The 9,182-nt window shown below is 34.9% G+C and carries 8 protein-coding genes and 3 pseudogenes; 8 read left to right on the top strand and 3 right to left on the bottom strand.

What is annotated here, in order from left to right:
• The 4 genes and pseudogenes from M3210_RS18980 to M3210_RS20780 all read left to right on the top strand — a co-directional run.
• Nucleotides 1-188 (top strand): transposase domain-containing protein (locus M3210_RS18980; protein WP_251517703.1); only part of this gene is annotated, 188 nt, incomplete at its 5' end.
• A gap of 51 nt (nucleotides 189-239) precedes the next feature.
• Nucleotides 240-344 (top strand): annotated as a pseudogene (locus M3210_RS18975) (DnaA ATPase domain-containing protein); the annotation flags it as partial.
• Nucleotides 345-956: 612 nt separating this feature from the next.
• Nucleotides 957-1,208, top strand: coding sequence for a hypothetical protein (locus M3210_RS18970; RefSeq protein ID WP_251517700.1), 252 nt, complete (start codon nucleotides 957-959; stop codon nucleotides 1,206-1,208).
• Between the two features lie 533 nt (nucleotides 1,209-1,741).
• A pseudogene (locus M3210_RS20780) lies at nucleotides 1,742-2,353 on the top strand (S8 family serine peptidase); the annotation flags it as partial.
• Between the two features lie 299 nt (nucleotides 2,354-2,652).
• Here the strand turns inward: M3210_RS20780 and M3210_RS18960 are convergent.
• Together M3210_RS18960 and M3210_RS18955 are read right to left on the bottom strand one after the other, a co-directional pair.
• Nucleotides 2,653-2,991, bottom strand: coding sequence for a spore coat protein (locus M3210_RS18960; protein ID WP_095308193.1), 339 nt, complete (start codon nucleotides 2,989-2,991; stop codon nucleotides 2,653-2,655).
• A complete protein-coding gene (locus tag M3210_RS18955; RefSeq protein WP_095308191.1) occupies nucleotides 2,984-3,271 on the bottom strand; it encodes a hypothetical protein in 288 nt (95 codons plus the stop codon). Before M3210_RS18955 ends, M3210_RS18960 begins: the two co-directional genes overlap by 8 nt.
• Nucleotides 3,272-3,592: 321 nt before the next feature.
• On the opposite strand from M3210_RS18955, the pseudogene M3210_RS18950 reads away from it, so the two are divergent.
• The 4 genes and pseudogenes from M3210_RS18950 to M3210_RS18940 all read left to right on the top strand — a co-directional run bounded on the left by M3210_RS18950 (nucleotide 3,593) and on the right by M3210_RS18940 (nucleotide 7,072).
• Nucleotides 3,593-4,769 (top strand): annotated as a pseudogene (locus tag M3210_RS18950) (phospholipase D-like domain-containing protein).
• 387 nt (nucleotides 4,770-5,156) lie between these two features.
• The gene (locus tag M3210_RS20535) at nucleotides 5,157-5,516 is read left to right on the top strand and encodes a CBO0543 family protein (protein ID WP_285853904.1); all 360 of its coding nucleotides are present in this window, start codon (nucleotides 5,157-5,159) and stop codon (nucleotides 5,514-5,516) included.
• A 23-nt stretch (nucleotides 5,517-5,539) separates the two neighbouring features.
• Nucleotides 5,540-6,223, top strand: a complete 684-nt coding sequence (locus M3210_RS18945) for a DUF421 domain-containing protein (RefSeq protein WP_251517698.1) — start codon at nucleotides 5,540-5,542, stop codon at nucleotides 6,221-6,223.
• Nucleotides 6,224-6,499: 276 nt separating this feature from the next.
• Nucleotides 6,500-7,072, top strand: a complete 573-nt coding sequence (locus tag M3210_RS18940) for a cupin domain-containing protein (protein WP_251517696.1) — start codon at nucleotides 6,500-6,502, stop codon at nucleotides 7,070-7,072.
• A 645-nt stretch (nucleotides 7,073-7,717) separates the two neighbouring features.
• Here the strand turns inward: M3210_RS18940 and M3210_RS18935 are convergent.
• Complete coding sequence (locus M3210_RS18935) at nucleotides 7,718-8,836, bottom strand: Ger(x)C family spore germination protein (protein WP_251517693.1); 1,119 nt, start codon at nucleotides 8,834-8,836, stop codon at nucleotides 7,718-7,720.
• Between the last annotated feature and the right edge of the window lie 346 nt (nucleotides 8,837-9,182).

The raw sequence follows: 9,182 nt of genomic DNA, 5'->3' as shown, positions 1-9,182 counted from the left end.
CCAGCGCAATTATTTATAGCATTGTGGAGACGGCGAAGGAAAACGGATTAAACCCATTTAATTACCTGAAATATTTATTTGAACAGCTGCCAAATATGGACATGACTGACAAACCGAAATTGGATCATCTACTACCTTGGTCACCGTCCATTCCAGCGGAATGTCGTGTACCAAATAAAACTAAATAAATCATAACAATAGTCCACATCTAAAACTAGGTGTGGATTATTTGACGTTTACGCAGTAAATATCGGAATATCGTTATTCTATTGATTGATGCTATTCAATTTATTGCTGGAAAAGAATCGACACAAGAAGAATTTTTCCATACATTTAACGCCTTATGAAAATCCCATTTTTGTAAGATATAACAATAAATTGAGGGGGCAATTGGCATCTAACAAAAATTCAAAATAACCAAAGAATAAGGCTGCTAATTTAAAAAACCTCTGCTATATTACTTACGATGGAGTCACAAACTTAGTTGAATTACGTTGGTTTGCAGGGGTAGTCTTAAACCTCTTAGATATATGATTAGGAAGTCCCGGGAAAACACCATAACGATTTATTATATGTTAGGGGTACAGCCAACATTTCGGAAATTTTGTACGCTAAGCAAAATTCGACACAAAAAAAGCCAAATACCTGTACGTTAAGGAATTTGGCTTTGATATAGATTAGTTTTTATTTATCCCCATCAATGGTCCCCATCAATGGCCTCTATTTGAACTTTGACTGTAAGATTGTCATAAAACTTTTCAGTACTACATTTTTTATCTCCAATTCCTGAACCTTCCCGTTTTAAAAGGGAAATTTTGAAAATGATACAAATAGGCCCCTACTGTTTGGTGATTAAGGACCTTAATATTATTGTTGTTAAGTTAAAATGTTCGTATAAAAAAGTGGAAGAAGAAGATAATATTAATAGTAAAAAACCAATAGAAAGGACGATAAAAATGAATCTAAAGTGGTTAAGACTATTAACAGCAGTTTTTCTATCTACCATCATGTTATTGGGGTGTAATAATGCAGAAGAGGATAATGATCCACCATCACCTGATACAGAAGAACCAATTGAAGATCCTGAAGATGCAAATGACCCAGATAATATAGATGATAAAGATGATGAAGCTGATTTAGTCCCTGATGCAGAAGAACCAATTGAAGATCCTAAAGATATAAACGATCCAGATAATATAGATGAATAAATATTAATAGACAACAATAAGGCACACCGTTTGTTTTTGACGGTGTGCCTTATTGCTCCAAATTTAACTGTTATGATAACTCAATTGTTGTTTTTTGAACCAATAGTACAAAAATACATTTAAATATTTCAACTCTACTAGTTTTTCCTTTATAAGAATGGATCATCATATCAACCATTTTTAAAACATTTCATTAATTTCCCAAGATTCGACCGTTAAATAAGCGGTCTGTGCCAATTATTGCAGCAATTTCCTGCAATGCATGGACATATGAAGTATCTTTTGCTTCTTCTAATCCATATTTTATAAAAGGGGAAATAATATTTAATACTTGTGATTTCAAATGAGGATATAAAGGTTGTTTGATTTGTTGCTCTGCCCAAATTTCAGACTCAGGATAATTGCTGAGACTGGGTGGAATATTGAGGGTGATAATTAGACATGTGATTATGATATTGATGCATTCTTTAACTCCCTTTCTTTTGAGTATATTCAGTTTTATCTTATGTTCCTCACTGGGGTTGATCTGGACCAGGAGATTAACAAATGGATACAATGTTCTGGAAAATAACGACTTTCCTGATGATGACAGTGGCCATGGCATCGGAAACAAACAACCAAGAAGGCATTGCTAGCATCACCTGGTATAACAAAATAATGCCTATAAAAGCAATGGGTGCTGAAGGATATGGAACGACCTTTGATATAGCAAAAGGGATTGGCTTATTGGCAGTGGATCATGGAGCAAATGTCATTAATATGAGTTTAGGCAATTATCAGCCTTTTTCTCTTTCGAAAGAGGCAATCGAGCTATCCACCAGCATATCCTGAAGTTTTAAGTGTGTCAGCTGTCGACAACACAGGACTACGAGCATCATTCTCAAATTACGGGGATTATATTGATGTTTCAGCTCCTGGAGTCCAAATTACGAGCACATTTTAACCAGCAGTATGCAGCTTTATCAGGTACTTCTATGGCTTCGCCTCATGTGCAGGACTTGCTGGCCTTTTGCTTTCTGCAAACCCTAATTTAACTAACAGAGAAGTAATAGACATTATTAAGAATTTTGCATAGGAATCCCTGGAAATGAAATGATAGCGATTTCGGCAATGGCTTAATTGATGTAAAGAAGCACTGGAAGTAGCCCAAAATGAATAATCTGAAATACTCCCCCTATTGACCCCATGTCAGACAAAATTCAATGAACCTTTATAAAAGTTACCTTTTGTAGTTAAAAAACACCTTGAAATTTTTGAATTCATCCCCAAGTAGTTCCTGATTCTGGGTTCTGATATCATATTGCTAGGAAATCCTTCACAAGCAATCCCCTATTCTCCAAATGGATTTTCTGGAAAAGTTACAAAGGTTTAACTAAGGTTAGGCGATATGAAAAAATTGAATAATTTAAAAGCTATGGACTGGTTACCATAGCTTTTTGCGATCTTATTGTATTGGAGGATTATGCGGAAACTGGGACATATACCCTGTAAACTGCTGTGCCGCCTGTTGAAGTTTTTGTGGCTGTTCCGCTTCAAGCGAATACCATCCCTTTTGAAACATCAGATTATACAGTTCACGCTGCAAATTCTTCGTTTCGTCGAAAATCGCGTGAATGTCCTGATATAGTGAAGCGTGGCTTGCCTCATTCATTGCCGTAGAATAAGATGCCGTAATGTACTTTTCATACGAAAGCATATCGTTTAGGAAGTCACGTTCATTCATCTCAGGTGTTTTTGGTATAGGTGTTTCTGGATTTTGAATCTTGTTTTGATTGTTATTCATTTTGTATGTCCCCCTTATTATTCATTTGGTTCACATTTTGCTCCAAATGCTGCAAAATACACTGATAATGTCTTTCGTGCATCATGCTTGCCTTTTCAAGGGCTACTACGACCTGTTGATCTTGGCACTGGCCTGCTGCAAAATGTGCCTTTTTGAGTCCTAAAAGGTTCCACGATAGCATGTCCTTTAAGTAATTAAAATCTTTTCCTGTGATCACCTGTGGTGGCTCTTGAAAGACCGGCGGCTGACTTTGAGATTGATTCGGTTGTTGCTGTTGCATGAACAGTTCCTCCTTATTGCTTCATTACCACTTTAACTTTCCAAATTTATAAAAAACTATACATATATTAGGAATTTACCAGATGGTAATTTTTCAAAATCACTAAGTCTCTAGTTAGGACAGTGCCCAGATCATTACGCCTTTCATGATGTCAGAACTTACCCAACCATAATTCTCTTTTTTTTCGTTCTTAATATCTTATAAAAGTTCTTATAAAGGTAGTCCATAATATATAACAAACAATCCCTTCATATTCCATACGTATATTGGTCCATAGTTTGTACATGTTAAGAGAAAGAGAAAAAGAAGGAGGGATTCCAGTTGGAGTGGATTTTTTATCTATACCTGTTAAATATGTTCTTTATGTTATTCATAGCAATTTGGGAAGTTCGTCGCCCTGCCAAGGCTTTGAATTGGATAACAATCGTCCTTATTTTGCCAATCATTGGTTTCTGGCTATATCTTAGTACATCAAATCCCAGGCGTATTCATCGGAAAAGATTGACCTCTTCTCATAATGAGTCTGACAAATTACCTGATACATTTAGTCATTCATCCTCGGTAATCGCTGATACTTTACGGGATTTCACCGTGCAGGGGCTTCGAGTCGGTAAAGTCCAAGTACTAAACAATGGAATAGCAAAATATGAACTACTCATCGAATCTCTACAAAAAGCCCAAAAAACCATTGATCTGGAATATTACATCTATCGGAATGACCAAATAGGTAATCGCATCACAGAACTGCGGTTGGGGGAGTAAAAAATTTCCGCGTCAAAAAATCCTGCAGATGGTGGAAGCAGGGATAGAATGCCGGACAATATTTCCTTTACGCTTTCCCTGGATTTTATCCAATTGGAATTATCGGGATCACTGTAAGATTGTCACGGTCGACGGAAAGAAAGCTTTTACTGGTGGCATGAACGTAGGATATGAATATACAGGATTAAATCCTGACGTTGGCTTCTGGCGGGATACTCATTTACAAATAACAGGAGAAGCATCAGTCGATTTGCAGACTGTCTTTGACGTTCATTGGAATATTGCTGTGCCGGAACAGGTAAAATCGAAAATAAATCTGAAAACAAAATCTGAGGTAACAAAAATCAATCCAATCGGAAGAGTAGACCTTTCCAGATGGTCAGCCGAATTGGGGTCAGAGTTGAGCACCATAGATGGTAAAGAGATGGACGGGGAACTTATAGAAGCTGGGGTCCAGATCTACCAGTATAATAAAGGAATGTTACATGCGAAACTGATGATCATTGATGAGGAAATTGCAGAAGTAGGCGCAGCAAACTATGATATGAGAAGTTTTCGCCTGAATTATGAGGTGTGTCAAGTCGTGTACAGTGCTGATGTGGCAAGGGAACTCACAGAGCAGTTCGAGAGGGATCTTACTGATTCTGTACCATTAAGAATGGAAGACTTGTTGCAAAGATCCCTGACCGAGCGCATTGTTGAACAGGGTGCTCGCCTGCTTTCTCCATTATTATAAGTTGATCCTGTTTTTATTGTATTATCTTAAATCTAGATTTAAAAAGAACTTCCAACATGGTTTTTTTCTTATTTACGATGGAAATTCATTACTAAAAAACGGTAATACTAAAAAGGCAGCCCAAAGAGTTTGAATTCAAAAATATCTGTTACCTTTTCATTTAAATATAGGGGTGATATCAATAGATAATATATTTGAAAATCTTAAGGAAATACGTTTATTAGAAGATAAGCTCTATCATTTAGAATTAAATGGTTGGCTAAAAAATGAGTTTTTAACTTGGGAATGGTGAATACTAGTCGTTTTTTTAGTTGTGCCTTGGGTTATATGGGCTAAACTTGTTAAACGAGACATTATTTTAGAAATTTTGTTATTTGGTACCATTACTTGACAACAACCTTATTAGATGTAGTTGGTGCACAATACAGTTTTTGGGATTACCCCATTGCATTCCTACCTTTTATTCCTAGGGCCTTTCCTTTTGATTTTTCAATGGTACCTGTAGCTTACATGTTGTTATATCAATATTTTAGAACATGGAAATCTTTTATTTTAGCCCAGATCATTATGGCACTAACGTATGCCTTTATAGGTGAACCCTTTTGCAAGTGGATCAAACTTGTTAATTATTTAGAATGGAGATACAGATTTTCATTCATATATTACATTATTGTTGGAATTGTAACTCGAGCTTTAATACTAAAACTAGCCTCTTTATCCAAACCTCAAAATCTGACAACTAAGTAGAATTTAAATGGGAGGAAAAAACTTTGGAAGAAGTTAATATTGGTTTACTGACGATCAAAGTCATCGTTGGTTTTGCCACTTTATTTTTTATCATTATCATAACAGGCAGAACATCCATCTATCAGTTAACCCCGTTTCACTTAGTTTTTGTGTTAGTACTTGGAAATTTGTTAGGAAATACCATTTATGCAGATAAGGTAGGGATTTTTCACTTTTTATATGCCATCGGATTGTGGACGTTTCTTATGTTGGGAATAGAGTTTATGACTTTAAAAAATAAATCGACACGTTCTCTCCTATTAGGCAATCCTAACATCATCATTCGAGATGGTGTTATGGACAGAAAGTTACTTACAAAGAACAAATTGGATGTAAATCAAGTATTGAGTATACTCCGTCAAAATAATGTCTTTTCAGTTCGCGAAGTCAAATACGGTATATTGGAAGCTAATGGGCAATTAAGTTTATTATTAAAATCCAAGTATCAAAAACCAGATAAGCAAGATCTCAATCTTCCAGAAAGTCCAGTAGACCTCCCAACATCGTTAATTATAGATGGGGAAATTTTATGGGATAATTTACATGAACTCGGATTTGATCAACAGTGGTTAGATAACCAATTAACTACCAATGGATATGATAATGTAAAGCGTATACTTTACGCAGATTGGCGAGAGAGTGAAGGCATACATGTAAGTCCTAAATAAAATTTGTTAGGATAAGAGCACATCAATTTTCTTGGTGAATATAAACTTTAGTTTTCAACAATCAGGCGCTTTAATGAAGTAACTAAAGCCTAATTTTTCACTTATAACACCGAGAAATTAGACTTTTTATATTTTGATTTCCTTAACGTTGTAAATCCGCATTTTCCTGACGCTACCCCTTATAGAGAAAACTTTCTTTAAAGTTACATAAGTCAAGTACACATTCCTCCCATAGTACATAGGATAATTTGATGAACTGTGAAGGGATTGAGAAAAATGTACTACAACCCATATGTATATCAGTATCCTTATTATGTTAATATACCTGTGTATAACTATGGAAGACAGTCTGATTACTTTACTTCTCCTAATGGGATAGAGCAGATAAACAAATTTGATTCTTTTCGCTCCCCAAATGGCAGCGATAATTTTTTGTTAACAGATTATGGACAGAATCCATTTGTGGTCAATATCAATGAAGCATCAAAGCACAATAATGCATTCCGTACTGCTTTATGGACCGGAAAATATCTTCAAGTTACTTTAATGAGTATTAATGTTGGTGAAGATATTGGGTTGGAAATCCACTCAGACGTGGATCAATTCTTACGTCTTGAACAAGGTCAAGGAATTGTACGAATGGGGAATAGCCCGGATAATTTGAATTTCGAGAGAAGAGTATTTGATGACTCTGCTATTATGATACCGGCTGGAACATGGCATAATTTAATCAATACTGGCAATACTCCATTAAAACTTTATTCAATATATGCTCCACCTAATCATCCGTTTGGTACTGTTCATGTCACTAAAGAAGAAGCAATGGCTGCAGAAGAAGCTCATCATTAGGAAATAGAGGTTTTTAACTGATGTAGATTTAAAATAAAGTTTAACCGTTTATAAAAAAGTTGCACCGTTTTACCTCTTTAGATTTTTATCTGAAGGGGTGTTATCGATATTAAATAATTGATTTGGTGTAATCACCCAAAAAACAGTAAGAACTTAAACGGTTTTTACTGTTTTTTTATTTTTATTTTGAAATGGATGTACAAATTCCAACTAGGATTGCATATATCCAAAATGGATAATTAAGCAAGTGATTATTAATTTGACAATACATAGATTTAAACCTTATTTTCTCATGTGAACAAAGCCTTATTTTAATCTAAATTAAACCCTAAATGGACTGTTTATGTCTGTCAAGCTACTTGAGTATTTATACTGATAATTTCAAAGAAATTAGGATAGATATGATAAAATAAAGGTAATGGTACGAATAGGGAGTTACTGAAATGATGTTTAAAGTAAAACTTTTTGATGCTAAAGGAAAAGAACTTGAAATTGAAAATAAAATCATTGGTGAACTCGTGTTTGAATCTAAACAAGCATTTTAGAGAATGCTTACCACCTGACTTCCAATATAAAGTAATTTCTAAAAAGGTAAATTCAAATAATGATAAGAAATAATTTTTGCTTATTAGAAGGTGATCAACTTCAGTGATCACAAAATGATTCCACTCTTCTAACATTGACTTTTACCTTTGGATTAACAAGGATATGCTCATAATAATTTTCTCCCTTTATTTCTTTCCATATAGATGGATGAAAGACAATGAGTTCTCTACCTAATCCAAGTACGTCACTTTGATTCGCTGCAAGTTTTTTGAACAGAGCATCCGCTTTTTCAGTGAGAATCTTTGATAATCGTTTTTCCAAAAAATTGATCATTTCCTGCTTATCTAGATGGTCTGGAGGATAGTCAACAATCTCTACGTCCAATTGCAACATAATATCAGCATGTACCTTTTCTTCTTTTTCCAGCTTAAGTTTTCTTGATACGCTTTTTACATTATAGCTGACGGATCCGCCAGCTTTTTTATCTAACTGTTCTGTTAAAAGTGCTTTTTTGGATTGTGTTTCCATAAATAATAATAGCAAAGTACTTTCATCAGTGGAAAGAAACTGTCCGGTAAAGCTGTGGTCATGAAAAAGAGCAGTTCCATTTATTTTAACTTCATTATCTTCCTCGTCCTTGCTCAGATAAGGGAGCATGAAATCTTTTCCTTCATCAAACAAATAGGTGCGAATCGATCTTAGTGTAATATCCTGGATCTCCGAATGTATTTCACTGCTGTGAATCAATTCGTACAGATATTCCCCTTTTTCAACTTCATTTTCGGATAAATGGGTAATTATCTCATTTGCACTGTCATCTGTCACAGCAATTTTGGCGTTTAAATCCACCCTTGGATCCCGGTAAAGAGAATCCAGCACATTGTAGATATCACCTTTGGCGATGTCGATTCCTAAGATTAAAGTTCTTCCTTTTGCTGGATCGTAATTACCAGGTACGCTTTGATCAATTGTCATGCTTGCCTCTTTTATCAAACCTCCTTTTCCAGTTACCAGTTCATTCGATATGGATATTTCCCCCCTGCTTGACTCACTAATATTCATATCTCTAATAATTGAAGTTATTTGATAATCACCATTCTCATCCAAGTCAAAACCCGATATATACACAGTACGGGAATTCTTTAGAAGTCTTTCATCCCAGCACCCAGCTAGTAATGGAAGAATAAATAAGATCAAGAAGAGCTCATTTTTTCCCATAGGTCGATGCCACCTCTCTTTTAAAAATAATTGTTATTAAAAGCAGTAGGATAGGGATAATAATGCCGAAAATAAAACTTAAATGCTTTAACCATTTTTCAAGTAAGGTAATCTCCATATAATAAAATATTATCGAAACGATAAGGACGAATGTTCCAGATAGTATCACAGCAAATTTATGTTTGATATGGATTAATTTACTTATTCCCATACTTGCTGAGTAAGCCCGAACTAAGAAATTTTATAATAGAAGCAACTAAAATTAAAAACAGAAACGCCAAATAACCGTGAATCTGAGATGTTTTAAACAGATTTACGGTTATTTTATTTTTTTGCACATGTTGCT

The sequence above is a fragment of the Oceanobacillus luteolus genome, from assembly GCF_023715655.1.
In the GTDB taxonomy this organism is placed as follows: Bacteria; Bacillota; Bacilli; order Bacillales; family Amphibacillaceae; genus Oceanobacillus; species Oceanobacillus luteolus.
The sequence above is the reverse complement of the archived record's forward strand: the minus strand, read 5'-3'. Positions and strand labels throughout refer to the sequence as shown.